General features: G+C 63.3%; 24 protein-coding genes. 12 read left to right on the forward strand and 12 right to left on the reverse strand.

Going from position 1 to position 24,218, the window contains the following annotated elements; all coding sequences use genetic code 11:
- Nucleotides 1–168 precede the first annotated feature (168 nt).
- Both C8D77_RS14145 and C8D77_RS14150 read left to right on the forward strand, forming a co-directional pair.
- Nucleotides 169–2,214, forward strand: a complete 2,046-nt coding sequence (locus C8D77_RS14145) for a putative bifunctional diguanylate cyclase/phosphodiesterase (RefSeq protein WP_245951783.1) — start codon at nucleotides 169–171, stop codon at nucleotides 2,212–2,214.
- 130 nt (nucleotides 2,215–2,344) lie between these two features.
- Nucleotides 2,345–2,986: a LysE family translocator gene (locus tag C8D77_RS14150; RefSeq protein ID WP_109663724.1), complete on the forward strand. Its 642-nt coding sequence runs from the start codon at nucleotides 2,345–2,347 to the stop codon at nucleotides 2,984–2,986.
- 7 nt (nucleotides 2,987–2,993) lie between these two features.
- Here the strand turns inward: C8D77_RS14150 and C8D77_RS14155 are convergent, their stop codons facing one another.
- Genes C8D77_RS14155 through rlmN form a run of 3 tightly spaced genes read right to left on the reverse strand, consistent with a single transcriptional unit; the run spans nucleotide 2,994 to nucleotide 5,157 of the window.
- Nucleotides 2,994–3,473 carry a hypothetical protein gene (locus C8D77_RS14155; protein WP_109663727.1) on the reverse strand — a complete coding sequence of 160 codons (480 nt, stop codon included), beginning with the start codon at nucleotides 3,471–3,473 and terminating at the stop codon, nucleotides 2,994–2,996.
- A complete protein-coding gene (locus tag C8D77_RS14160) occupies nucleotides 3,470–3,862 on the reverse strand; it encodes a hypothetical protein (RefSeq protein WP_245951785.1) in 393 nt (130 codons plus the stop codon). The genes C8D77_RS14155 and C8D77_RS14160 overlap by 4 nt, the downstream gene beginning before the upstream one ends.
- A 59-nt stretch (nucleotides 3,863–3,921) precedes the next feature.
- Nucleotides 3,922–5,157 (reverse strand): dual-specificity RNA methyltransferase RlmN, encoded by a 1,236-nt coding sequence (rlmN, locus tag C8D77_RS14165; protein WP_056585676.1) that lies wholly within the window; start codon nucleotides 5,155–5,157, stop codon nucleotides 3,922–3,924.
- A 271-nt stretch (nucleotides 5,158–5,428) separates the two neighbouring features.
- Here rlmN and C8D77_RS14170 point away from each other — a divergent pair, with 271 nt between their 5' ends.
- On the forward strand, nucleotides 5,429–5,728 hold the full coding sequence (locus tag C8D77_RS14170) for a hypothetical protein (RefSeq protein WP_109663731.1): 300 nt from the start codon (nucleotides 5,429–5,431) through the stop codon (nucleotides 5,726–5,728).
- 153 nt (nucleotides 5,729–5,881) lie between these two features.
- Complete coding sequence (locus C8D77_RS14175) at nucleotides 5,882–7,231, forward strand: chloride channel protein (protein ID WP_109663733.1); 1,350 nt, start codon at nucleotides 5,882–5,884, stop codon at nucleotides 7,229–7,231.
- A 69-nt stretch (nucleotides 7,232–7,300) separates the two neighbouring features.
- Here C8D77_RS14175 and C8D77_RS14180 read toward each other — a convergent pair whose 3' ends face one another.
- From C8D77_RS14180 to C8D77_RS14190, 3 genes are all read right to left on the reverse strand, one after another.
- A complete protein-coding gene (locus tag C8D77_RS14180; protein ID WP_056585679.1) occupies nucleotides 7,301–7,804 on the reverse strand; it encodes an invasion associated locus B family protein in 504 nt (167 codons plus the stop codon).
- Nucleotides 7,805–8,073: 269 nt separating this feature from the next.
- On the reverse strand, nucleotides 8,074–8,436 hold the full coding sequence (locus C8D77_RS14185) for a YkvA family protein (RefSeq protein ID WP_109665331.1): 363 nt from the start codon (nucleotides 8,434–8,436) through the stop codon (nucleotides 8,074–8,076).
- A gap of 161 nt (nucleotides 8,437–8,597) precedes the next feature.
- Nucleotides 8,598–8,894, reverse strand: coding sequence for a 4a-hydroxytetrahydrobiopterin dehydratase (locus C8D77_RS14190; RefSeq protein ID WP_109663736.1), 297 nt, complete (start codon nucleotides 8,892–8,894; stop codon nucleotides 8,598–8,600).
- A 108-nt stretch (nucleotides 8,895–9,002) separates the two neighbouring features.
- Here C8D77_RS14190 and C8D77_RS14195 point away from each other — a divergent pair, with 108 nt between their 5' ends.
- Nucleotides 9,003–9,521 (forward strand): low molecular weight protein-tyrosine-phosphatase, encoded by a 519-nt coding sequence (locus C8D77_RS14195; protein ID WP_109665334.1) that lies wholly within the window; start codon nucleotides 9,003–9,005, stop codon nucleotides 9,519–9,521.
- Here the strand turns inward: C8D77_RS14195 and thpR are convergent.
- Together thpR and C8D77_RS14205 are read right to left on the reverse strand one after the other, a co-directional pair.
- Nucleotides 9,425–10,021 (reverse strand): RNA 2',3'-cyclic phosphodiesterase, encoded by a 597-nt coding sequence (gene thpR / locus C8D77_RS14200; protein WP_109663738.1) that lies wholly within the window; start codon nucleotides 10,019–10,021, stop codon nucleotides 9,425–9,427. The two genes, C8D77_RS14195 and thpR, sit on opposite strands and share 97 nt — an antisense overlap.
- 128 nt (nucleotides 10,022–10,149) lie before the next feature.
- Entirely contained in the window at nucleotides 10,150–10,794 is a 645-nt protein-coding gene (locus C8D77_RS14205) for an arylesterase (protein ID WP_109663740.1), read from the reverse strand.
- A gap of 88 nt (nucleotides 10,795–10,882) precedes the next feature.
- On the opposite strand from C8D77_RS14205, the gene C8D77_RS14210 reads away from it, so the two are divergent.
- The 4 genes from C8D77_RS14210 to C8D77_RS14225 all read left to right on the forward strand — a co-directional run bounded on the left by C8D77_RS14210 (nucleotide 10,883) and on the right by C8D77_RS14225 (nucleotide 15,843).
- Nucleotides 10,883–11,572, forward strand: a complete 690-nt coding sequence (locus C8D77_RS14210) for an ABC transporter ATP-binding protein (protein WP_109663743.1) — start codon at nucleotides 10,883–10,885, stop codon at nucleotides 11,570–11,572.
- A complete protein-coding gene (locus C8D77_RS14215) occupies nucleotides 11,572–14,121 on the forward strand; it encodes an ABC transporter permease (protein WP_109663745.1) in 2,550 nt (849 codons plus the stop codon). Before C8D77_RS14210 ends, C8D77_RS14215 begins: the two co-directional genes overlap by 1 nt.
- A 241-nt stretch (nucleotides 14,122–14,362) precedes the next feature.
- The gene (locus C8D77_RS14220; protein ID WP_109663747.1) at nucleotides 14,363–15,142 is read left to right on the forward strand and encodes a Bax inhibitor-1/YccA family protein; all 780 of its coding nucleotides are present in this window, start codon (nucleotides 14,363–14,365) and stop codon (nucleotides 15,140–15,142) included.
- 122 nt (nucleotides 15,143–15,264) lie between these two features.
- Nucleotides 15,265–15,843 (forward strand): GNAT family N-acetyltransferase, encoded by a 579-nt coding sequence (locus C8D77_RS14225; RefSeq protein ID WP_109663749.1) that lies wholly within the window; start codon nucleotides 15,265–15,267, stop codon nucleotides 15,841–15,843.
- A 139-nt stretch (nucleotides 15,844–15,982) separates the two neighbouring features.
- On the opposite strand, the gene C8D77_RS14230 is transcribed toward C8D77_RS14225, so the two are convergent.
- The gene (locus tag C8D77_RS14230; RefSeq protein ID WP_109665336.1) at nucleotides 15,983–16,369 is read right to left on the reverse strand and encodes a DUF2794 domain-containing protein; all 387 of its coding nucleotides are present in this window, start codon (nucleotides 16,367–16,369) and stop codon (nucleotides 15,983–15,985) included.
- A 662-nt stretch (nucleotides 16,370–17,031) separates the two neighbouring features.
- On the reverse strand, nucleotides 17,032–17,817 hold the full coding sequence (locus C8D77_RS14235) for a DUF1223 domain-containing protein (RefSeq protein ID WP_109663751.1): 786 nt from the start codon (nucleotides 17,815–17,817) through the stop codon (nucleotides 17,032–17,034).
- 298 nt (nucleotides 17,818–18,115) lie between these two features.
- On the opposite strand from C8D77_RS14235, the gene C8D77_RS14240 reads away from it, so the two are divergent.
- The gene (locus C8D77_RS14240) at nucleotides 18,116–18,790 is read left to right on the forward strand and encodes a ceramidase domain-containing protein (RefSeq protein ID WP_109663753.1); all 675 of its coding nucleotides are present in this window, start codon (nucleotides 18,116–18,118) and stop codon (nucleotides 18,788–18,790) included.
- A gap of 37 nt (nucleotides 18,791–18,827) precedes the next feature.
- On the opposite strand, the gene C8D77_RS14245 is transcribed toward C8D77_RS14240, so the two are convergent.
- The gene (locus C8D77_RS14245) at nucleotides 18,828–19,688 is read right to left on the reverse strand and encodes a hypothetical protein (protein ID WP_109663755.1); all 861 of its coding nucleotides are present in this window, start codon (nucleotides 19,686–19,688) and stop codon (nucleotides 18,828–18,830) included.
- Nucleotides 19,689–19,794: 106 nt separating this feature from the next.
- Nucleotides 19,795–22,485 (reverse strand): aconitate hydratase AcnA, encoded by a 2,691-nt coding sequence (acnA, locus tag C8D77_RS14250; RefSeq protein ID WP_109663757.1) that lies wholly within the window; start codon nucleotides 22,483–22,485, stop codon nucleotides 19,795–19,797.
- Between the two features lie 281 nt (nucleotides 22,486–22,766).
- Between acnA and ccmA the strand changes: the two genes are divergently transcribed.
- The gene (ccmA, locus tag C8D77_RS14255; protein WP_109663759.1) at nucleotides 22,767–23,396 is read left to right on the forward strand and encodes a heme ABC exporter ATP-binding protein CcmA; all 630 of its coding nucleotides are present in this window, start codon (nucleotides 22,767–22,769) and stop codon (nucleotides 23,394–23,396) included.
- On the forward strand, nucleotides 23,396–24,061 hold the full coding sequence (ccmB, locus tag C8D77_RS14260) for a heme exporter protein CcmB (RefSeq protein ID WP_109663761.1): 666 nt from the start codon (nucleotides 23,396–23,398) through the stop codon (nucleotides 24,059–24,061). The genes ccmA and ccmB overlap by 1 nt, the downstream gene beginning before the upstream one ends.
- Nucleotides 24,062–24,218 lie beyond the last annotated feature (157 nt).

Below are 24,218 nucleotides of genomic sequence, written 5' to 3' on the forward strand. Positions count from 1 at the left end.
GCTGCATTTGCTGGAGGGATTTAATCAAGTTTTCACGCTCCGTCGCTAATATAACGACAAGCTGTGTCGGCGACGTGCCGGGACGGCCTTGCCTGCCTCGTCGCGGGCACCCTCGGGCTTGGGCCATTCCTGATGCGCGTTATATCATGTATCGCCACGGAGCATAATTTGTGGCTTGTCCTGCTGGCGGCGCTGATGTGCGTCACTGGCTGCTGGGTGACGATCGGCCTCTTCGACCGTGCCAGGAAAACCGCCGGCGTGCAGATGCGGGGCTGGCTGTTCCTGACAGCGGTTGCCGCCGGCTCCTCGATCTGGTGCACGCACTTCATCGCCATGCTGGCCTATCAGCCCGGCGCGCCGATCACCTTCGATCCGGTCCTGACCATGGTGTCGCTGGTCATCGCCATCGCGGGCACCGGAGCCGGCTTCACCCTAGCCTCCGACAAGAGCCGGCGTCTTGCCCCGGAATGGGGCGGATGCGTCGTCGGGCTGGCGATCTCGGCCATGCACTACATCGGCATGATGGCCTATCACGTTGCCGGCATCGTCGAATGGGACAGCTCCTATATTGCCGCTTCACTGGTGATTTCGGCGGCGTTTTCCGCCGTGGCCGTCGGCCATGCCGTGCGTCGGCCATACCGCTGGTCGCACTATCTCGCCATCGGGCTGCAGGTGCTGGCGATCGTCGGCCTGCATTTCACGGCGATGGCGGCGGTGGCCGTGACGCCGCTGTCCTTCATCACCACCGGCACCAACCCCGACATTCTGGTGGCGATGGCGGTCGCCGTTGCCGTTGTCGGCCTGATCGTCGCAGCCACCGGCTTCGCCAGCTACCTGATCGACGAACGCGGCCGCCTGGAGAGCTTCGAGCGGCTTCAGCATCTTGCCCTCAACGACGCCCTTACCGGTCTCCCCAACCGGGTCTCCTTCAACGACCGCCTCGACCATGAGATCGAACGGGCGCGGGAAGACAAGGACACGATGACGGCCGTCATCGTCATCGATCTCGACCGCTTCAAGGAGATCAACGACCTCAGGGGGCACGCGGCCGGCGACCAGGCGCTCAAGATCGTCGCCCGCAGGCTGTCGAAACTCATCGGCGAGGGCGAATTCGCCGCAAGGCTCGGCGGTGACGAGTTCGCCGCGATCAAGCGCTTCAAGGATCAGAACGACCTTCTCGGCCTGGTCTCGCGGCTGGAGAAATCCCTGTTCGAGCCGTTGCGGCTCGACGATTTCGAAATCGCCGCCGGCGCCAGCATCGGCGTCGCCGTCTATCCGCGCGACGGGGCTGATCGCGAGCGGCTGGTCAGCAATGCCGACCTCGCCATGTACCGGGCGAAGAACGATGTGACGCGGGCCGTCTGCTTCTACGAATCCGCCATGGACGAGACGGCGCGGGCGCGCCGCGCGCTGGCCACCGACCTTCGGCAGGCGATCGAGCGCGGCGAGCTTTCGCTCCATTATCAGGTGCAGACCTCCGTCCCGACCGGCGCCACCTGCGGCTACGAGGCGCTGCTGCGCTGGACCCATCCCGTGCATGGCATGATCCCGCCGGTCGAATTCATTCCGATTGCCGAGGAGAACGGCTCGATCATGGCGATCGGCGAATGGGTGCTGCGGACCGCGTGCCGCCAGGCAGCCTCGTGGGACAATAGCCACAAGATCGCGGTCAATCTGTCGCCGGTGCAGTTCGCCCATGCCGATCTCGCCAAGCTCGTCCACCAGATCCTGGTCGAGACCGGGCTGTCGCCGAAACGCCTGGAGCTCGAGCTGACCGAATCGACGATCGTCGCCGACAAGGTGCGCACGCTGCATGTCCTGCGCCAGATCAAGGCGCTGGGGGTGACGATCGCGATCGACGATTTCGGCACCGGCTATTCCTCGCTCGACACGCTGCGCTCGTTTCCCTTCGACAAGATCAAGCTCGATCGCTCGTTCATGGCCGATGTCGAGCGAAGCCCGCAAGCCAAGGCGATCATCCGGGCGGTGCTGACGCTGGGCCGCAGCCTCGATATTCCGGTGCTCGCCGAAGGCGTCGAGACGCATGTCCAGCTCACCATCCTGCAGGTCGAGGGCTGCAACGAGGCGCAAGGCTATTTCCTCGGCCGGCCCAAGCCGATCGATCAAATCCTGCTTATTGGCGGCCCCGACGTCCGGAACGATCAGCCTGCCGCTACGGAACCCGCCAGGATGCGGCTGAGCAGGCAGGCATAGGATTTACGGCGGCTGGGCGCCCGTTGACGCCTTCGCCATACGCCTGCTGGATCGACCATCGGATCGCTCCTGCGTCTGGCACCGTCGCGGCTCATCCTGTATAGGCGCCTCCAATCTCCTGAGGCCGCTCATGTCGTTCATTCCGGACACCGCCACGCTGATCCAGTTTGCCATTGCCACCGTGATCCTGGCGATCACGCCGGGGCCGGACATGACCTTGTTCGTCTCGCGCACGCTGAGCCAGGGCCGCGCCACCGGCTTTGCCTCGATGGCGGGTGCGCTGTGCGGCACGCTGATCCACACCACGCTGGTGGTGGTCGGCGTCTCGGCGCTGTTCGTCGCTTCGCCGATGGCCTTCTTCGTGCTGAAGATTTTTGGTGCCGGTTATCTCGTCTTCCTGGCCTGGCAGGCGATCACCAGGGGCTCGGCCTTTTCGCCGGAGAAGAAAACCGGCCCCGAAATTTCGCTGTTGCGCAGCTGGGCGGCGGGCCTCGGCGTCAATCTGCTCAACCCGAAGATCATCCTGTTCTTCATGACCTTCCTGCCGCAGTTCGTGTCCGCGCATGATCCGAGCGCACCGGGAAAGCTGTTTTTCCTTGGGCTCATGTTCATCGTGCTGTCGATCCCGGTGACCGTGCCGATGGTGCTGGCGGCGGAAAGGTTCTCGGCGGCGATGAAGGCCAGCCCGCGCGTGACGCGGGTGGTGGACTATCTCTTTGCCGGCGTGTTCTCCGCCTTCGCGCTCAAGATCCTGACGGCGCAGGCGAAGTAGGGGCCCGTCATCCTGTTCGACCATCCTCTTCGGATCCTGGCTCGCCCTGCCACCAGCTTCCGGCCCAGCGCCCGGCGCTGAGCCAGTAGAAAATGCCGCCGACCATGCCGCTGCCGATCACTGCCATGATGGCGCTGGTGTCCCTGACCGCGAAGGTGGTGTCACCGCTGTGGTCGACGAGGCCGAGGAAAACCGCCGCAACCACCGCACCCGCCAGCGCATAGAACAGCCAGTCGCGCCGGCCGAGGATCTCGGCAACCAGGATAACGACGCAAGCCGGCATCAGGGCGAAATAAGCGACGAACAAGGCGACGAAGGGAATTGAGAAATACAGGGAAGCCGTCGCTGTGGGGTGCCCGTGCTCCGGCGTGTAGCCAAGTGACGCCAGGAACAGGACGTTGAGGAAGGCGCTCGCCGCCAGCGAGGCGACAGCATAGCCGAACAGGATAACAGTGAAACGGACGAGGTAGCCGACGAGGCGGGTCATCCCAAATCTCGGCCCAAATCCCGGCGCATGCCAGACTTGCGCCCGGCCAGAAGCCAGTAGACCGAACCGGCGGCAATGCCGGCCGTGGCCAGAAAACCGAGAAAACCCGGATTGAAAACAAAGCTGCCTGCCGAGCGCGGCATGGAAACGCCAAACGCCGTCGAGGTGATCGCGCCCGTGGCGGCAAAGTAGAACCATCCCCGAAGCGAAAACCATTCGGCGACAAAGAGCGCGGGGCCGACGATCAACAGCGCGCCGATCATCACGGTCAAGACGGCGAGCGGGAAGGAGCCCAACCAGTCGAATGCGAAAATGATGGACCAGTTCCCGTCCTCGATGCCTTCCAGAAGCGCGATCAGCAGCACGGGCACCAGGATCGAGGTCAGCACACCGGCGATATAACCGACGGCCATCACGGCGAGGCGTTTCAGCCAGGCGAAGCGGCGGCTCACGCCTCGCCGTGCCCCGCGATCATCATGGCCTCCAGGGCCAGCCGGTCGACCTTGCGCATGCGCTCGGAGTCCGACTTGAGCTGGCCGCAAGCGGCCAGGATGTCGCGGCCGCGTGGCGTGCGAATCGGCGAGGCATAGCCGGCATTGTTGATGTAGTCGGCGAATTTCTCGATCGTCTCCCAGTCCGAGCACTGGTAGTTGGTGCCTGGCCACGGGTTGAACGGGATCAAATTGATCTTGGCCGGAATGCCCTTGAGCAGCTTGATCAGCCCCTTGGCGTCCTCGATGGAATCGTTGACGTCCTTCAGCATCACATATTCGAAGGTGATGCGCTTGGCGTTCGACAGGCCGGGATAGGCACGACAGGCGGCGATCAGTTCCTTCAGCGGATACTTCTTGTTGATCGGCACCAAAAGGTCGCGCAAATCGTCATTGGTGGCATGCAGCGAGATCGCCAGCATGACACCGATCTCTTCGCCGGTGCGGAAGATTTCCGGCACGACACCGGAGGTCGACAGCGTGATGCGCCGCTTCGACAAGGAAAGACCGTCGCCGTCGGAAGCGATCAGCAGCGCCTTTTTCACCGCCTCGAAATTGTAGAGCGGCTCGCCCATGCCCATCATGACGATGTTGGACACTTTCCTGCCCTCGGCCGGCACGATGGCGCCGTCGGGCGTGTCGCGGTCGGGGAAATCGCCGAGCCGGTCGCGGGCGGTGAGCAGCTGGGCGAGGATTTCCTCGGCGGTCAAATTGCGCACCAGCTTCTGCGTGCCGGTGTGGCAGAACGAGCAGGTCAGCGTGCAGCCAACCTGCGAGGAGATGCACAGCGTGCCGCGGCCTTCCTCGGGAATGTAGACGGTCTCGATCTCGACGGGCCGGCCGGCGCCGCGCGGCGGAAAGCGGAACAGCCATTTGCGCGTGCCGTCGGAAGAAATCTGCTCCTCGACGATCTCGGGCCTGGCGACGGTGAAATGCTTGTCGAGCTCGGCGCGCAGATCCTTGGAGATGTTGAACATGCCGGCGAAGTCGGAGACGCCGCGCACATACATCCAGTGCCAGAGCTGCTGGGCACGCATCTTGGCCTGGCGCTCGGGCACGGTGCCTGATGCAACCAGAGCCTCGGCGAGTTCGACCCGCGTCAGGCCGATCAGCGACGGCTTTTCGGGCTGTGCCGCGCGGGCGCGCAACGCATCGCGGGCGCCGTCAATGGTAAGATCAAATGAAAGGGTCATGGTTTGCACTGATATAAGCGGTTTGCGGCCGATTTCACGCATCGTGCCGGAAAGGAAGCGCGGCGCATAGCACAGGTTGAGGGCGAAGTCATGCGGCGGGAATACAACCGCATGCACGCCGGCTGACAGGCTGCTACGACCATCTGGCAGCCTTGCCCTATCTTTCCACGTAAAGGAACCGATCACATCGTCGTGTTTGCGTAACGATTCCCATCGCGCCGTCGAAATCCGAAGGGGGCAACCATGCCCCTACAAAATGGGAGTATGCAGAATGAACTCTATCAAGCTCGCCGTCATTGCCGGCCTCGTTGGCCTTTCCACCTCGCAGGCATTTGCCGAAGACACGATGGGCACGATGACCATGATGAAGGGTGGAGAAGTGATGGCGATCATGCCGGACGGGCACATGGGCACCATGATGCCGGATGCAAAGATGGGCGCCGAGATGATGAAAATGGCAAAGCCGATCAAGCACTGCATGATGATGATGACCGACGCCAAGGGCAAGGCCTTCATGATCGATACGTCGACCAAGAAGGCTCAGGCCGAATGTGAAAAAATGGCCATGTGAGACCTCGTCGACCTGCCCCGCCGGCATGGAAGCCGGCGGGGCCATACGGAATACCGGCGGTGTCGAACTGCAGCTCCCTCATCCATCGCCCCTAAGGCTGGCCCAAATAGCCATCGCCATGTTAGGTCCGAACATCCCATCCCGAGGACAGACATGGCCGGCATATCGCGAAAATATCCCATGCTGCGGCGCACGCAGGCGATGTGGGGCTCGCGGCGCGTCTGGCAGCCGCGGCTGGTGTTCTGGGCCGGCGCCGTCTGCATAGGCCTGATCAGCGTGCTGTTCGCGGTGCTGGCCGACCGGGCGCAAGGCCTGTTCCACGCGATGATCGGCAGCGAAGGGGGCGGGCGTTTCTATCTGCCGCTCCTTGTCACGCCGCTCGGTTTCGTGCTGTGCGCCTGGCTGGCGTACGCCTTCTTCCCCGGTTCGCAAGGCAGCGGCATTCCGCAGGCGATCGCCGCCCGCCACCTGCGCGACGATGAAGACCGAAGCCACATCCTGTCGCTGCGGCTCGTCGTCGGCAAGATCGCGCTCACCATCGTCGGCCTGTTCTGCGGCGCCTCCATCGGCCGCGAAGGTCCGACCGTGCAGGTCGGCGCGTCACTGATGCTGCAGGTGGCGCGCTGGGGCGGCATGGCGCAGGCGCGCGGCCTGATCCTGGCCGGCTCGGCGGCCGGCATCGCGGCGGCCTTCAACACGCCGCTGGCTGGCATCGTCTTCGCCATCGAGGAAATGGGCCGCACCTATGAGGCACGCACCAACGGGCTGGTGCTGACGGCGGTGATCCTGGCCGGTCTCGCCTCGCTCGGGCTGCTCGGCAACTACACCTATTTCGGCGTCGCCAAAGACACCATCTCGTTTGCCGCTGAGTGGCCGCTGGTGATCGCCTGCGGCGTCATTGGCGGCGGGTTCGGCGCGCTGTTCTCGCTGCTGGCGTTGAAGGCAACACGGCGGATCCGGCGCTGGAACGCACAGCAGCCGCTGCGGCGCGCCCTGATCGTGGCGGCGGTCTGCGGACTTGCGGTGGCGGTGATCGGCATCGCGTCGGGCGGGCTGACCTTTGGCACCGGCTACATGCAGGCGCGGGGCGCCGTCGAAGGCACGCCGCTGCCATGGTTCTTCTTTGCCGAAAAGTTCCTGGCCGGACTGCTGTCGATGATCTCGGGCATTCCGGGAGGCATCTTCGCGCCCTCACTGGCGGTCGGCGCCGGCATCGGCAGTTCGCTTGGCCTTCTCTTCGGCGCCAGCACGGGGGCGGCGGCGCTGCTCGGCATGGCCGGTTATTTCGCCGGCGTGGTGCAAGCGCCGATGACGGCCTTCGTCATCATCCTGGAGATGACCGGCAATCACGACAATGTCATCGCGCTGATGTTGGCCTCGATGCTGGGCTACGGCACGGCGCGCATGATCTCGCACGAGCCGCTCTATCACGCGCTGTCGCGGGTCTTCATCGCCGAGGCGATCCGGCGGCGGCGGGCGGAAGTCGCGCCGGGGCAAGGCTGAAAGAAAAAAGGCCGGGCTTCGCGGCCCGGCCTTTCCCTCAAAACGAAGCTTTGCCTATTTGCACTTTGCCTATTTGCACTTGGCGATCGACGTCAGCGCCGCCGAAATGCCCTTCAGCGAGAAGACATAGCTGGTCGGGTTGCCGCGGCCGGACTTCGCCGTCACCTTCATATCGGTGCCGGTCTTCATAGCGGCGATCAGCACCGGCTCCTCGGCGGCATTCTCGACCCAGGCCGACTTGCCGCGCGTGAACATCGAGAAGGTCTTCTTGTCGATGGTGACGGTGGCCTTGGAGCCTTCCTGGAAGTTGTAGCCGGCGATGAATTGCGGCTCGTAGGAGACCTGCTGGCCTGGCCGCTGGCTGACGAAGAAGAACATGTCGCCATGGTCGAGCGTCGGCGGCTGCTTGTCGGTCGGCACGGTCAGGACATAGCAGACCTTGCCGCCCGAGGCCTGGTAGCTGTAGGTGCCCCAGGCATTGTGCTGGCCGATCTTGGTCGCCGACTGCGCCAGTGCCGGCGCTGCCACGGCCACCAGGACCAGGCTCGAAACTAGTGCAATCAATCCGCGCATCGCTTTTCCCGTATTCCAACTGGTGCGGCGGCAGGCCGGCTTGGCGTCCTGCCCGTCGCTTCATTTTGATTTAATCTGGGTTACCAAACGGTGAATTTCCTTTGAGAAAAGGACCCGCACCCGAGGAAACCGCCGCCATTCCCGCGCCGCCGCCCTCACAGCGGGTGGCGCGACGTCCCTTCGGCGACTTGGAGGCCACGAAAGCGGCAAGAGTTTGACTTTTTGCGCTGCCGCCGGAAGCCGGCTTCAACGGCGTTTCGCGTGCGCGTTCAGCCCTTGTCGGCGATGGCGTCCTTGGCGGCCTGCCGGTGCGCCGGGGTGATGTGGGCGCTGACGGCGGTGATCGCGGCGGTGAGCACGGCGATGTCGTCGGTGAAGCCAAGCCCGAAGACGAAGTCGGGGATGACATCCACCGGCAGCACGAAATAGCCGAGCGCGGCCAGCAGAATGCCCTTGGCGCGCATCGGCGTGTTCTTGTCCATGGCGCAGTAATAGGCGGCCACGACCTCTTCCATGAAGGGGATCTGCCGCGCGGCCTTCTTGGCCGTGCGCCAGAATTTCTCGCGCACTTCGTCCTCGTCGCCGAGCTTGCCGCCAAAGCCGAAGAAATCAAAACCGGATTGTTGCGCCATCAGTTTCTCCTTGCAGGGCCCATGCGCATCCCGGCGCATGCCCGCGAGCGAAAATGTGGTGAAACCCGACCCCCGCTGCAAGATGCCGGCGCCAATTTGGGTTTGCTGCCGCATCGTGGACGTCGCAACACCCGGGGCGATACCCGAGGCGATAGCGGGGGTCAGCCGCCGGCAAAGCGGTTCATCTTCTTCGCCAGATCGATATCGAGCGCGGTGACGCCGCCGGCATCGTGGGTGTTGAGCGTCACGTCGACGGTCTTGTAGACATTCGACCAGTCGGGATGGTGGTCCATCTTCTCGGCGGCAAGCGCGACGCGGGTCATGAAGGCGAAGGCCTCGGAGAAATTCGCGAAGGTGAATGTGCGCCTGATGGAGGCGCCATCCGCCGCCGGTGCCCAGCCTTCGAGCCCGACCAGCGCGGCGGCGATTGCGTCCTTGCCCAGTTTCTCTCTCGTCATGTCAGCTTCCCGTGCTATTTCCAAAAATGACTCTCACCATAGTGTATGTCGCCCAAAAGTGCGTTGCGGTTTTGGGATAGCGACATGCACAAAGACAAATCCGGATCGATGAGCGCGAAGCCCATAAATTCCATTCTTTTCGTCTGCCTCGGCAACATCTGCCGCTCGCCGCTGGCGGAAGGTGTCCTTCGAGCCGTCCTGGCGGAGCGCGGTTTGGGCCACGATATCTTGCTCGATTCGGCGGCAACCAGCGGCTGGGAGGTCGGCTCCGCTCCCGATCCACGCTCGATCGCGGTTGCGGTGCGCCACGGCGTCGACATTTCCGGGCAGACGGCGCGTAAGGTCACGCCGCAGGATTTCCACCGCTTCGACCTGATCCTCGGCATGGACCGGTCGAATGTTGCTGATCTGAAAGCGCTGGCGCCGGCAGCCATGCGCGACCGGGTGCAACTGTTCCTGGAATTCGCGCACGGCAAGGCGGGTGATGTGCCGGACCCCTACTATGACGGTGCGGAAGCCTTCGCTTCGGTCTACCGCATGATCCGCGAGGCGTCGGAGGCGCTGGCGACAAGGCTGGAGGTGCGGGCGTCCGTGCCTGACAGCGGCCAGGCTTCCTCGACGATATAGGGGCCGCCGCCGACCGAATCGCGCGACGACATCAGCACGAAACGGCCGATGCGGAACGGCAGCGTCGAGAAATTGCCGCGCGCCGACAGATATTGGGCGACGTCCAACGGGGTCGAATTGCGCAGCCTTGCAAGCGTGACATGCGGCATGAACTTGCGCGGGTCGGCGGGGATGCCGAGCCGCTGGCAGATGCGGTCGATCTCGCCCTGAAGGGCGGCAAGATCGGGCGAGGCGGAAGCACCGGCCCACACCGCATGCGGCTTCTTCTGGCCGAAAGCGCCGACGCCGGACAGCGCCAGCGAGAAGGAAGGGCGATGGACACGGTCGAGCGCGTTGGCGATCTCGTCGGCGACATGGCCTGGGACATCGCCGATGAAACGCAGCGTCAGGTGGTAGTTCTCGACGTCGATCCAGCGGGCGCCTGGCAGGCCGCCCCGCAGCAGGGACAGCGAAAGGGCGGCGTCACGCGGAATTTCGAGGGCGGTGAAAAGACGCGGCATGAAGAGCCTCCCTTCCTCGAATCGAACTGTACCCATAGCGAATCATCGATAGTCAAACGGGGCAAGATGTTTGTTGGTCACAGTCTTTGTTAAAAAGCTTCCCCAACGGAAACAGCTCCAGTCCCGCCTTACAAGCCGCCCGGCACCGCCAAGATGGCCTTCTCGACGGTGGGCAGGATGCGTTCGACCATCTGGTCGACGCCTCGCGCGTTCGGATGCAAGCCGTCCTCGAGCCGCATGCCCGGTTGGCCGGCGACGCCGTCGAGAAAGAACGGGTAGAGCGCAACGCCATATTTGCCGGCCAGGTCCGGAAAGATGGCGTCGAAGGCGTTCTGGTAGTCGGCACCAAGATTGGGTGCGGCGCGCATGCCGGCCAAAAGCACGGCAATCTTGCGCTCTTTCAGTCTACCCAGCATCTCGTCGAGGTTCTTCTTGGTGATGTCGGGCGAGACGCCGCGCAGCATGTCGTTGGCACCGAGTTCGAGGATGACCAGCTGCGTGCCGTCCGGCACCGACCAGTCGAGCCGCGCCAGGCCGCCGCTCGTCGTGTCGCCGGAGACGCCGGCATTGGCGACGGTCACATCATGGCCCTTGGTGCCAAGCGCTGCCTGCAGCCTGTCGGTAAAGCCCTGGTCCGGCCCAAGGCCGAAGCCCGCCATCAGGCTGTCACCGAAGCCGACGATCTTGAACGGCTCTGCACGCGCCGACGACATGGCGCCGCAAATGGCGAGGAAAACCATGAAGCCTGCGGCAATACTGCGTTTGAAAGACATGCGGCAGGCCCCATATGAACAAGGAATTCTTCCGGCGACGGCTTCCGGCAAAGCAGAGCCTTCATCCTCCATATAGGACGCTTTCATTTTGACAGAAGCCGTCATCGCGCTGAAAGACGTATCGCTGACGCTCGGCGAAGGGGCCTCTTCCGTCCATGTGCTGAAGGGCGTCAGCCTCGATGTGGCGGCTGGTGAGGCGACCGGCATCGTCGGTCCTTCGGGTTCCGGCAAGTCGACATTGCTGATGGTTCTGGCTGGTCTGGAAAGGGTCGATTCGGGTACGGTTCGAATCGCCGGCGAGTTGCTCAACGGCAAAAGCGAAGACCAGATTGCTTCGTTTCGTGGCCGAAACATTGGCATCGTGTTCCAGTCCTTCCACCTCATTCCCAACATGACGGCGCTCGAAAATGTCGCGGTGCCGCTGGAACTGGCCGGGCACGCCGATCCGTTTTCGGTGGCGGCGCGCGAGCTGGCGGCGGTTGGCTTGAGCGACCGCGTCACCCACTATCCCGGCGAATTGTCGGGCGGCGAGCAGCAGCGCGTGGCGATCGCCCGGGCGCTGGCGCCGTCGCCGCGCATTCTCATCGCCGACGAGCCGACCGGCAATCTCGACCAGGCGACCGGGCGGCAGGTCGCCGACCTGCTGTTCGCCAAGGCGGCCGAGCGCGGCATGACGCTGGTGCTGGTCACCCATGATCCGGCCCTTGCGGCACGCTGTTCGCGCCAGGTTTCGATGCGGTCCGGCCGGATCGAGGCGCCCGTCAAGGTGACGGCCTGATGCCATTGTCGCAGACGCTGAGGCTCGCGGTCCGCTTTTCGCTGCGCGAGATGCGCGGCGGCCTGTCCGGCTTCCTGATCTTCCTCGCCTGCATCGCGCTCGGCGTTGCGGCCATCGGCGGCGTCAACTCGGTGGCGCGTTCGATCACCGCCGGTGTCGCCAATCAGGGCCAGACGCTGCTTGGCGGCGATCTTCGCTTCCAGATCAACCAGCGTGACGCCAGCCAGCCCGAACGCGGCTTCCTTGATGGGCTGGGCGAGATTTCCAGAACCGCCAGCATGCGCTCGATGGCGCGTCTCGCCGACGGAACCGACCAGGCGCTGGTCGAGGCCAAGGCGGTCGACCATGCCTATCCGCTCTATGGCACGCTCGAGACCGAGCCGGCGCTGTCGAAGCAGGAACTGTTCGGCGAAGAGTTCGGTGTTTTCGGCGCCGCGGCCCCCGATCTGCTGTTCGAGCGCCTGCATCTCAAGCTCGGCGACCGGCTGAAGCTCGGCACCGCCACCTTCGAACTGCGAGCCAGGCTGGTCACCGAACCGGACGCCGTGTCCGACGGTTTCGGCTTCGCGCCGAGGCTGATGATCTCGACCGAAGGGCTGGCGGCCACCGGACTGGTCCAGCCGGGCAGCCTGGTCGAGAATGCCTACAAGATCCGGCTGCCGGCGGACGCCGACGAGGCGCGGCTCAAGGCCATCCAGGATCAGGCGGCCAGCGATTTTCCCGAGGCCGGCTGGTCGATCCGCACGCGCAGCAACGCCGCTCCCGCGCTGTCGTCCAACATCGAACGCTTCTCGCAGTTCCTGACCCTGGTCGGGCTGACGGCGCTGGTGGTCGGCGGTGTTGGCGTTGCCAATGCGGTGCGCGCCTATCTCGACGGCAAGCGCGGCGTCATCGCCACTTTCAAGAGCCTGGGCGCTTCGGGCGGCTTCGTCTTTGCCGTCTACCTCGTGCAGATCCTGATCATAGCCGCACTCGGTATCATCCTGGGACTTGTGCTGGGGGCGCTGATGCCATTCGCGGCGAGTGCCGCACTTCAGTCCGTCATTCCGGTGCCGGCGCAAGGCGGCTTCTATCCCGGCGCGCTCGGCATGGCGGCGCTGTTCGGCCTGCTGGTGACGCTGGCCTTCGCTTTGCTGCCGCTCGGCCGCGCTCGCGACGTGCCGGCCACCGCGCTGTTTCGCGAGATGGGGCTGGAAGGCCGTGGCTTGCCGCGCCCGGTCTATGTCGTGGCGGCCATCGGCATCGCGCTCTTGCTGGCGGCGCTGGCAATTCTGTTCTCGGGCGACCAGCGCATCGCCTCGATCTTCGTCGGCGCCACCATCTTCGCTTTCCTGGTGCTGCGCCTGGTCGGCGCGCTGGTGCAATGGGCGGCCAGGAAGAGCCCGCGTGTGCGCTTCGTCGCGCTGCGGCTCGCCGTAGGCAACATCCATCGGCCCGGCGCATTGACGCCATCGGTGGTGCTGTCGCTGGGGCTCGGGCTGACGCTGCTGGTGACGCTGGCGCTGATCGACGGCAATCTGCGGCGCCAGATCTCCGGCAGCCTGCCGGAGCGGGCGCCGAACTTCTTCTTCGTCGACATCCAGAGCAGCGATGTCGATTCCTTCTCCGCGCTGATCGGCAAGGAGGCACCGCGGGGAACGCTGGCCAAGGTGCCCATGCTGCGCGGCCGGGTGATGGCGCTGAACGGTGTCGATGTCGACAAGGTGAAGGTGCCGGCGGCAGGCGCCTGGGTGCTGAAGGGTGATCGTGGCCTGACCTATGACGCCAGGCAGCCGGAAAACACGACGCTGACCGAGGGCAGCTGGTGGCCGGACAAGTATAGCGGCGAACCGCTGGTCTCGTTTTCGGCGCAAGAAGGCAAGGAGATCGGGCTGAAGCTCGGCGACACCATCACCGTCAATGTGCTCGGCCGCAATGTCACGGCCAGGATCGCCAATTTCCGCCAGGTCGAATGGGAGACGATGGGCATCAATTTCGTCATGGTGTTCTCGCCCAACACATTCGCAGGCGCCCCGCATGGCTGGATGGCGACGTTGACCGAAAAGAATGCCTCGACGGCGGACGACGCTCGTATCCTCAATGCCGTCACCCGCGCCTTCCCGGCGGTGACGTCGGTCCGGGTCAAGGATGCGCTCGATGTCGTCAACCGGCTGGTCGGGCAGCTTGGCACGGCGATCCGCGCCGCGGCCGGCGTGGCGCTGATCGCTTCGGTGCTGGTGCTAGCCGGCGCGCTAGCCGCCGGCAACCGGGCGCGCATCCATGACGCGGTGGTGCTGAAGACGCTTGGCGCTACCCGCAGGACGCTGATATCAGCCTTCTCGCTCGAATACATGCTGATCGGGCTCGCTACCGCGATCTTCGCGCTGGCGGCAGGCAGTGCCGCTGCCTGGTTCGTCGTCGCGCGCATCATGACATTGCCGTCGCATTTCATGCCCGAGGTGGCGGTGGCGACCATTCTGTTCTCGCTGGTGATCACGGTCGGCATCGGCCTCGCCGGCACCTGGCGGGTGCTTGGCCAGAAGGCAGCACCCGTGCTGCGCAACCTGTGACCTTAGGTCCGCAACGGCCACCCTGGATTAAATCTTGGTAAGAATGCCGTCCGCAAAGCCGAGGAATCGGCACTTCGTTGTCTCACGAACCGTTACATCCGGTTACGGTCTTGTTCTTGACGCGAATAACCATCATATTTCGCCACAGGCATGCTGGAGCCCTGCCAGCGGCGCCTGGGTCCGGTGGATTTATTCCGACTGGGCCTGACACCGGACGGGGCAGAAGCAATAGAGGACTACAATGGCTGATCCCATTCGCAACTACCAGACGCGCGCCGTGCCCGGCGTCGGCGTCGGTGCTGACATCGATCAGGGCCTGCGCGCCTACATGATCAAGGTCTACAATCTGATGGGGCTTGGCCTCCTCATCACCGGTCTTGCCGCTGTCGGCACGATCATGCTGGCCACCACCACCGATCCGGCTTCGGCTGTCGCGACGCTGCCAAGCGGCGAGATGCTGACCTCGTTCGGCTACGCGATCTTCGGCTCGCCGCTGCGCTGGGTGGTGATCTTTGCCCCGCTGGCCGCGGTGCTGTTCCTGTCGTTCCGGGTCCAGTCGATGAGCGTTGCGGCGGCGCAGACGACGTTCTGGGTCTACGCCGGCCTCGTCGGCCTGTCGCTGTCGTCGATCTTCCTGGTCTACACGGCGGCCAGCATTTCGCAGACCTTCTTCGCCACCGCAGCGGCCTTCGGCGCGCTGTCGCTCTACGGCTACACGACCAAGCGCGACCTGACCGCGATGGGCTCGTTCTTGATCATGGGCGTGTTCGGTCTGATCATCGCCATGGTCATCAACATCTTCCTGCAGTCGTCGGCCCTGTCCTTCGCCGTTTCGGCGATCGGCGTGCTGATCTTCTCGGGCCTCACCGCCTATGACACGCAGAAGATCAAGGAAATGTACTTCGATGGCGACGCCTCGGATGTCGCTGGCCGCAAGGCGATCATGGGTGCGCTGAGGCTCTATCTCGACTTCATCAACCTGTTCATGTTCCTGCTGCAGTTCATGGGCGATCGCCGCTAGGTTTTGTCCGGCTCATGATCTGACTGGACCATCGAATTCCAAAAGGGCGGCCCAACGGCCGCCCTTTTCTTTTGTGCCGGTCTTTGCTGTTATTGCGAGCAGAGAAATGGCATGCATAAATTATGAGCAGTATTACGATTCGACCCGCGACGGTGGCCGACCTTGACCGAATCACGGACATCTATGCCGACGCGGTGACTCAAGGCACGGCGAGCTATGAGCTGGAGCCACCCAGCCGAGCGGAGATGGGCACTCGATTCGATAGTTTGATGGCCGGCGGATTTCCTTATCTGGTGGCGGAGAAGGATGGCGCCGTTCTTGGCTACGCCTATGCCGGTGCCTTCCGGCCGCGTCCGGCCTACCGCTTCATCGTCGAGGATTCGGTCTATATCGCGCCCTGGGCGAAGGGCCAGGGCGTTGGCTTGTTGCTGATGCAGCAGCTGATCGAGGCGGTGCGGGGCGCGGGCTTCCGCCAGATCATCGCGGTGATCGGCGATGGCCGTCCCGACAGCGCCTCGGTGCGGCTGCACGAAAAGCTCGGCTTTCGCCATTCAGGCCGCCTGGAAGGCTCCGGCTACAAGCACGGACGCTGGCTGGACACGGTGTTCATGCAGCTGTCGCTGAATGGCGGGGCAGTGACGCCGCCCGATCCCGAATCGCTGCCGGAGCGGAAGTTCCGCGAGGGCCTTGGAGGGAAATGAACTGAGGAATTGAAGAATTGATGAACTGAAGAATAAAAGAAACAGCGGCTATATATATCGTTGCGGGCCTTTTCTTCAACTCATCAATTCTCCAGTTCTTCAATTCTCCAGTTCTTCAATTCTCCTGCTCCAATTCCCCTCAGGCCTCGACCACTTTCAACTTGCTGTCGAAAATCCCAAGCACGCGGCCGAGTTCCTGGCCGCGCTTCAAGATGCGGCCGCCGGCGGCAATGACGGCAAAGGCGCCCTGCTTGCGGGCCAGTTTCGGATCCTTGACGATCTGGAACAGCGGCACTTCGCTGGTGCGGCGGAACACGGAAAAAACAGCGCGGTCGGTGAGATGATCGATAGCGTAGTCGCGCCATTCATTGGCGGCGACCATGCGTCCGTAGAGTCTGAGGATCTGATCCAGCTCGCGCCGGTCGAACCGCACCGGCTGATCAAGGCGCTCGCGTCGCGCCTCGTGCAGCGGGATCAATATTGCGGATGCGTCACCATCCCCCGTCCCGCCGCTGTCATCGGTCATGCCTCGATCCTTCAAAATGAATCTTTGCCAGCCAAAGTTGGCGTGTTCGCAGCTGAATTGCAAGACCCGGCGAAGCACGGCGGCGCCGCGCTGTTTCCGCCACGTCCAGTCACTTTTATGAAACGCCGTGTTGGAATTGGTGATGCTTCGCCACATTTCTGCCTTTTTTTATCCGCGCTCATGCCCCAATGTCCGACGAATTTACCGGCGTTGCCTGAGACGGTTCGGTCCGGCACCGGCTCGTAAACCCCAAGCCCCCCGCCCACGGGTCTGCGTCGGATCGAACCAACCTCGGCTCTTCCTCGGAAGAACCGGGTGCGACGATCCCAAAACCTAAATGACCGACGTCAGAAGCAAGCTGACGTCGGTTTTTTATTGGGTGAGAAGCGGTTCGCGCTACCGCGACGTCGTCATCCACGGGCGGAGCGGAAGCGAAGCGCACGCGCAGACCCGAGGATCCATGCCACGACGTTTGTCGAAGCATGCTGCCCATCAGAATAGCCAGCTGTCTCAAACGGGACAGCTTAAGCGGGCCGCCTCTCGATTCTGGACCGATTTCGTGCGTAGCCGATGTCACGGCATGGATCCCGGGTCTCCGCGACGGAGCTTCGCTCCTGCTTCTCCCCAGGATGACGAAGGCAGGGATCGTTTCAGCGATTCTGTTACGGCTTGTGGATGAACGCAGCGCCAAGAATGGGACCGGGCATGCCGTCCTTGCCGACCGACTGCAGCAGCACGGCGCAGCCGCCCTTCTTGGCAATCTCGCTCATCGGCAGTTCGTAGCGCTGCGCCTTGCCGTGCCACATGCCGGCGGTCTGGATGCCGGTGACCGCATTCCAGTAGGTCATCTTGCGGCCGTTGTTCTCTCCCTCACCGATCTTGACCGTCTGCGGGGGGTCGAAATAGACGATGACGACATGGGCGTCACTGGGGCCGCTACCGGCATCGCCGGCGTCGATCATCACCCGGTCGCTGGTGCGGCTGACCTTGATGGCGACGCGCATGCCTTCGCCGCTCTTGGCCATGCGGGCGAGCGCGCCATCGACCTCGCCGCGGCTGGCGCCGTTGACGTGGACGCGGCCGTTGATGACGGCCTGCGGCGTGTAGACGGAGCGGCTGCCGAAGGCACGCATATAGTCATATTGCCGCTCGGTGTTCTCCTTGCGGCTCAGTGTGTCCTGCCAGCCGAGATAGTCCCAGTAGTCGACATGATAGGCGAGCGCGACGATGTCCTCCTTGGCGACAAGTTCGGCGAACAACGCATCGGCCGGCGGACAGGAATTGCAGCCCTGGCTGGTGAACAGTTCGACCACGCCCAATGGTTTTTCGAGTTGTGGCTTGTCGGCCTGGGCTCGGTCGGGCTCGCCGGCATACCCGGCGCCGGCAGACGCCGAGAAGGCCAGCGCAAAGGCTGCCAGCCACAATGATTTTCGCGAGGCCATGGCCATTCCGATTCCCGCCGGTGGTGCCGGCTTTATCTTGATTGCTAAAATATGTGGCAGAAGCGGAAGTCAACGGGAAGTCACGTTGCGGTGAAATTTGCCATTGCAGCCGACAGCAACGGCACGATAGGGCGGTTCATCGTTTCACCGAAACGCCGAACCGCTCTATCTCTTTGGTTTGACGCAATTTCCAAGGGAAAGCGCTATGCGCTTTTCCCGGGAAAACCGCTTCACACTTTTCCTGTAATTGCTCTAGGAGAAGGCTTGCGCTTCAGGATAGAAACCGATTCGGGCGGCAATCACGATGTGGCAAACTCTTTTGGCGCCGGTCGACCTCTATTGCGAGCGGACCGGGCCGGAATTCTGGTCCGAGCCGGTCAACGCCCTGACGAACCTCGCCTTCATCGCCGCCGGCCTGTGGGGCGTGCGCGAGGTGCGAAGGCTGGGCACCGGCACCTTCGCCGAGGTGCTGGCCTGGTGGGTGGTAGCGATCGGCATCGGCTCGACGATCTTCCACACCTTTGCCACCAAGGGCACGATCTGGGCCGACGTATTGCCGATCGCCGGCTTCACGCTGGCCTACACGCTGTTCAACCTGCGTCGCTTCCTCGGCCTGCGATGGGGCAAGGCCATCGCCATCTTCATTGTCTTCTATGTGGTTGCCGGGGCGATAACCTTCGCCGTGCCGGACTGGCTGCGCCAGGCGTCGAACGGCACGACGGGCTATCTGCCGCCGTTCCTGGCGCTCGCCTTCTTCGGCGCGCTGGTGGCGGCCAGCGGCAATCGCGCCGGCTGGTACAATCTGGCGGGATCGGCGATCTTCGTGGTGTCCGTCATCTGCCGGATGATCGATCCACTGGTCTGCGGCAGCTTTCCGCTCGGCACGCACTTCCTCTGGCACATCTTCAACGGCCTGATGCTCGGCGTGCTTCTGGCGGCGGCGGCGCGTTTTGGGAAGCCGAGGGCTGAGTACAGATAGGGGCCTATTCCGCTAGAACCTTAGACGCAACGGATCGTCATAGACCATTGAGGCGGATCAACGTGTCGATATTGTTTAAGCTTTTGTCCAGTCTCTCAATTTGTCCGTCTCTCAACACCTCTGCGGGGCTAGGTAGATCAGTGCCCCCCGCAGCCTTGCCATGTTTCTTTTTCCCGCCGCCGCTTTTGCCGCCTGTTCGAATGATTTCCGCAAGTGCGTTCAGGCTGCCCTGATCCAGAGCGATTGTTGGCTTTTTTGGTTGATCGGTGAAATCGATTTCTATTTGCACAACTCTCGCGACTTGGAACCCGGCACTCGGCGTGACCGTGACAGGGTTGAAAAATGCCACCGATGCTCCGTTAGGGCCGAAAACGACAGTGCCCGTGCGGACAAATTTCATTTCGTCCAGATAGCCGCTTGTATCCGCCGATTGGACATTCGCAGAAATGTGTTTGTACCACTCCAGCAAGCCAAGCCGCTTCATATCGTATTTGGTTCTGTCGCCGCCCTTGCAAGCAAGCTCGTCGGGCAGGACGCTGTCGCCCATGATCACTGTGCCAACATCATTCGTGGAGGCGGTAAGCCCTGTCGAAGCGGAAAGAATACCGTGTTTGCCCAGGCCATGGTCGGCGATCGAAGCAGAAATCCCGGCGTTACGGTCCAGATGTCCGTCAATCTGTATGGCGATTGAAGCGTAGCGCGGCTTGGTCCTGTCGTAGAAGTATTTTGGTGACGTTTGCCCACGATCAAAGGCCATGACGCTTTCCACCTCGCATCGCAGCCCTTTGACCAGTAGGCCATAGTCCACGGCGCTGTCGGCTTGTGTAGGAATGAAATATCCACTTGCACATCCGGACAATAGGATGCCGCTCGCGAAAACGCGCAAATATTTCTGCATTGGAATTCCCCTCTCTCGAAGAGAATACAACTCCAAAATATTCGCCGACGCAATAAAAAACGCCGGCCCGTCAGGCCGGCGTTGTTATTTGAGCTAGAAGAACGGACTACGCGGCCAGATCCCGTAACACGTATTGCAGGATGCCGCCGTTCTTGAAGTAGTCGAGCTCGTCCAGCGTATCGATGCGGCAGATGATCGGCACGTTCTTCACCGTGCCGTCGCCATAGGTGACCTTGGCGATCATCGTCTGGCGCGGCTTGATCGTGCTCAGTCCGTCGATCTCGACCAGCTCGTCGCCTTTGAGATTAAGCGTGGCCCAGGAAGTGCCATCCTCGAAGACGAAGGGGATGACGCCCATGCCGACCAGGTTCGAGCGGTGGATGCGCTCGAAGGACTGGGCGATGACGGCGCGGACACCAAGCAGATTCGTTCCCTTGGCCGCCCAGTCGCGCGACGAGCCGTTGCCGTATTCGACGCCGGCGAAGACAACCAGCGGCACGCCTTCCCTCTTGTACTCCATCGCCGCGTCGTAGATCGATTCCTCTTCCTTCGACGGGTAGTGGATGGTGTAGCCACCTTCGCGACCGTTCTCGCCCAGCATGTGATTGCGGATGCGGATGTTGGCGAAGGTGCCGCGCATCATCACCTCGTGATTACCGCGCCTTGTGCCGTACTGGTTGAAGTCGGCGACGCCGACGCCATGGTCGGTGAGGTATTTGCCGGCCGGTGAGGCCGCTTTGATCGAACCCGCAGGCGAGATGTGGTCGGTGGTGATCTTGTCGCCGAACAGGCCAAGCACGCGGGCGCCCTTGATGTCGCCGATCTTGCCGAAACCAGCGGTCATGCCGGCGAAATAGGGCGGGTTCTGCACATAGGTCGAGTTGTCGTCCCAGGCATAGGTCTGGCCTTCCGGCGCCTTGACGTTCTGCCAGTACTCGTCGCCCTTGAAGACGTCGGCATATTTGCGGGCGAACAGCTCGCGGGTGACGTTTTTCTCGATGAACTCCTGGATCTCGGCCGAGCTCGGCCAGATATCCTTGAGATAGACCGGGTTGCCGTTCTTGTCCTCGCCGAGCGGCTCTGTCGTGAGGTCCTTGGTGACGGTGCCAGCCAGCGCATGCGCGACGACCAGCGGCGGCGACGCCAGATAATTCGCCTGCACGTCGGGCGACACACGGCCTTCGAAGTTCCGGTTGCCGGACAGGACCGCGGCAGCAATCAGGCCTTTTTCGTTGATGGTTTTCGAGATCGGCGCCGGCAGCGGGCCGGAATTGCCGATGCAGGTGGTGCAGCCGAAGCCGACCAGGTTGAAACCGATCTGGTCGAGTTCCTTCTGCAGGCCGGATTTCTCCAGATATTCGGCGACCACCTGGCTGCCCGGTGCCAGCGAGGTCTTCACCCACGGCTTCTGCCTCAAACCGAGGCGGTTGGCGTTGCGGGCCAGGAGGCCGGCGCCGATCAGCACGCTCGGGTTCGAGGTGTTGGTGCACGAGGTGATGGCGGCGATGACGACATCGCCGTGACCGAGATCATGGTCGGTGCCTTCGACCGGATAGCGCTTGTGGATCTCGGCGGCCTTCTTGTATTCGGTCTCCATCGCCTTGGCGAAGCCTTCCGGAATGCCTTCGAGCGCGACGCGGCCTTCGGGCCGCTTGGGGCCGGCCATCGACGGCACGACGGAGCCAAGTTCCAGCTCGAGCAGGTCGGTGAAGACAGGGTCGGCCGAGCCGGTGTCGCGCCACAACCCTTGCGCTTTCGCATAGGCCTCGACCAGCGCGATGCGATCCTCGCTGCGGCCAGACATTGTGAGGTAGCGGATGGTCTCACCATCGACCGGGAAGAAGCCGCAGGTGGCGCCATATTCGGGCGCCATGTTGCCGATGGTGGCGCGGTCGGCCAGCGTCATGTTGGAGAGGCCCGGGCCGAAGAACTCGACGAACTTGCCGACGACGCCCTTCTTGCGCAGCATCTGGGTGACGGTGAGCACGAGGTCGGTGGCGGTGACGCCTTCCTTGAGCTTGCCGGTGAGGCGGAAGCCGATGACTTCCGGCAGCAGCATGGAGACGGGTTGGCCGAGCATGGCCGCCTCGGCCTCGATGCCGCCGACGCCCCAGCCGAGCACGCCAAGGCCGTTGATCATCGTGGTGTGCGAATCGGTGCCGACGCAGGTGTCTGGATAGGCGGTGGTTTCGCCGTCCTCGGTGTTGGTCCACACCACCTGGCCGAGATATTCGAGGTTGACCTGGTGGCAGATGCCGGTGCCGGGCGGCACGACGCGGAAGTTGCGGAACGCCTGCTGGCCCCATTTCAGGAACTTGTAGCGCTCCTCGTTGCGCTCATATTCGAGCTCGACATTGCGGGCAAAGGCCATCGGCGTGCCGAATTCATCGACGATGACGGAATGGTCGATGACGAGGTCGACGGGCACCAGCGGGTTGATCTTCTGCGGGTCACCGCCGAGCGAGGCCATGGCGTCGCGCATGGCGGCAAGGTCGACCACGGCCGGAACGCCGGTGAAATCCTGCATCAGCACGCGGGCCGGGCGATAGGCGATCTCGACGCCGGCGGTGCCCTTGTCGGTCAGCCAGCCGGCCACCGCCTGGATCGATTCCTTGGTGACGGAGCGGCCGTCCTCGTTGCGCAGCAGGTTCTCCAGCAGCACCTTCATCGAATAGGGCAGCTGGGCGATGCCTGTCAGGCCGTTCTTCTCGGCCTCGATGAGATCGAAATAGACATACTCGGCGCCGCTTGCGGTCAGCGTGCGGCGGCAATTGAAACTGTCGAGGGATTTTGACACGTGCGATCCTTGTCTGTTCAGCCTGAAAGGGAACGGACGCCGATGGCATGCAATCACGCGCAAAGGTGCGGGTACGGCCATTTCCGCTGTCCGTTCCCAAGCAACCCGAGCCGTTCAAGGCGGCGCGTGCGCTGGTTCGGCGCTAATTCTGTTCCCGTGCCGACCGCTGGCACGGATGCACCGCATATAGAGAATTTTCTGGAATAGTTCTAGACAGTTGCAAAGCAAATTTGTGCGATGCGGCAGCTGCCGCGGCACATGGTTTTCAGGACAGGCGAGGGATGCGGCTGATCGCCGAAAATTTGGGCGGCGAACGCGGCGGCGACACGGTGTTTGCCGGCATCGGCTTTGCCCTGGAAGACGGTCAGGCGCTTGTTGTCACCGGGCCGAACGGATCAGGCAAATCGACTTTGCTGCGGGTCATCGCCGGGTTGCTGCCGGTGGCGGAAGGCAGCGTGAAGATTGAAGGTGGCGGCGAAGCGTTTCCGTCGATCGCGTCGGCCTGTCATTACCTTGGCCACCAGAACGCAATGAAGCCGGCGCTCAGCGTGGCGGAGAACCTGCGCTTCTGGCGCGACTTCAACGGCGATGGGCAACTCGGCGTCGAAGAGGCGCTTGAAACCGTCGGGCTTGGCGGCATCGGCCACCTGCCGTTCGGCTATCTGTCGACAGGGCAGCGGCGGCGGTCGGCGATCGCCAAGCTTTTGGTCAGCCACCGGCCATTGTGGCTGCTCGATGAGCCGACAGCGGGGCTGGACAAGGCTTCGGAGGGGCGGTTCGCGGGGTTGATGACGAGACATTGCGCGGATGGCGGAATGATTGTCGCGGCGACGCATCTGCCGCTTGGATTGGATGGCGCGAAGGGGTTGGTGATGGGGGAACTCCTGCCTCAACAAGGGACCGCATCCTAATGTGGTCGCTCTTCCTGCGCGACATCCGCCTCAACATCCGTGCCGGCGGCGGGGCGCTGACGGGCGTCATCTTCTTCCTCGCTGTCATCGCCACCATCCCGTTTGGGGTCGGGCCGGACCTGAAGCTGCTTGCTCGCATCGGTCCGGCGATCCTGTGGATCGGCGCGCTGCTGTCTTGTCTGCTCGGCCTCGACCGGCTGTTCCAGGCCGACCGCGAGGACGGCTCGCTCGATTTGCTGGTGCTCGGCAATGACCGCCATATGCTGGCGCTGACGGTGCTGACGAAATGCCTGGCGCATTGGGCGGGCAGCGTGCTGCCGCTGGTCATCGCGGCTCCCTTGCTCGGCCTGTTCATGAACATGGAGCCGCTCGGCATCGGCGCCACGGCGCTGGCCCTTCTGGTCGGCACGCCGGCAATCACCTTCATCGGTGCCGCCGGTGCCGCCGTGGCGGTGGCGCTGCCTCGTGGTGGGCTGCTGATCTCGGTGCTGGTGCTGCCGCTGACCATCCCGGTGCTGATCTTCGGCGTTTCGGCGAGCTATGGGGCCACCGCCAATCCCGATCCGTTTCTGCAGCCCTTCCTCATTCTTGCCGCGCTGACCTTGTTTCTTAGCGTGCTGGGTCCGGTCTCGGCGGCGCTGGCGCTGCGCCACGGAACGGATTGAGTGACGTCAGGCGCGGTTTGCGCGACATCAAGGGCGGCAGCGCGGCGACCGCATAAGTTCGGAAGCCGCGGCGCGGCAGCCGATTGCGAAGCCGCCAGCACGCCGTTAAGGGAAAGCATGATCGAGCGAGGCGGAAGGATTCCGTTGGGAAGAAGGA

It is taken from the genome of Mesorhizobium loti, assembly GCF_003148495.1.
Lineage (GTDB): Bacteria > Pseudomonadota > Alphaproteobacteria > Rhizobiales > Rhizobiaceae > Mesorhizobium > Mesorhizobium loti.